The organism is Psychrobacter sp. 1U2 (genome assembly GCF_051847575.1).
The window spans coordinates 1-545 of the sequence record NZ_JBPYDC010001674.1 but is presented as its reverse complement, the minus strand read 5'-3'; the positions used below and the strand labels follow the sequence as shown (position 1 = coordinate 545).

Genomic DNA, 545 nt, shown 5'->3' with positions numbered 1-545 from the left:
CTATTGTCCTTTAACTCAACAATCATAACTGTCGAGGATTTGATAGAAAGACAGTTAGAAGAAGCTATTAACAATTTGAAAGACGATTTCCCATCAGCTTTCAGACAGGACATCGATAGCATTTGTATAGGGTTGGCAACCTTGCCACCCTTTATTCCTTTATACGTATTAGCTACTATTGCAAGTGTTCCAGTAGATTTAGTAAAAAGTTTTGTAGCAGATTTAGGACGTCCTTTATGGCTGACAGACCACGCTGTTCAGTTTCGGGACGAACCTACTGAAAAATGGTTTCAAGACAACTTTAGTGCAACTAAAGAACAAATATCAAACTATATTGATACTATCAAACGCCTTGATATCGTTAGTCCATATATTGCTGAAGCTCTACCCATATTACTTCATAAGTCTGAAAAGTATGATGAATTAGTAGCATTGGCACTGTCTGATGAATACTTACCTGAAGGCAGTCCATACGATAAGAGCCTAATTAAAATCACACGTTTACAGTATGCTTTCAAAGCCTCACTAAAAGTTAATCGTATTCA

At 36.5% G+C, this 545-nt stretch carries 1 protein-coding gene; it reads left to right on the top strand.

The genetic code is table 11. From position 1 onward, the window contains the following. Positions 1-39: 39 nt before the first annotated feature. Positions 40-545, top strand: a 506-nt coding sequence (locus tag ACS8FD_RS23815) for a hypothetical protein (RefSeq protein ID WP_439277667.1), incomplete at its 3' end; no start/stop codon positions are given.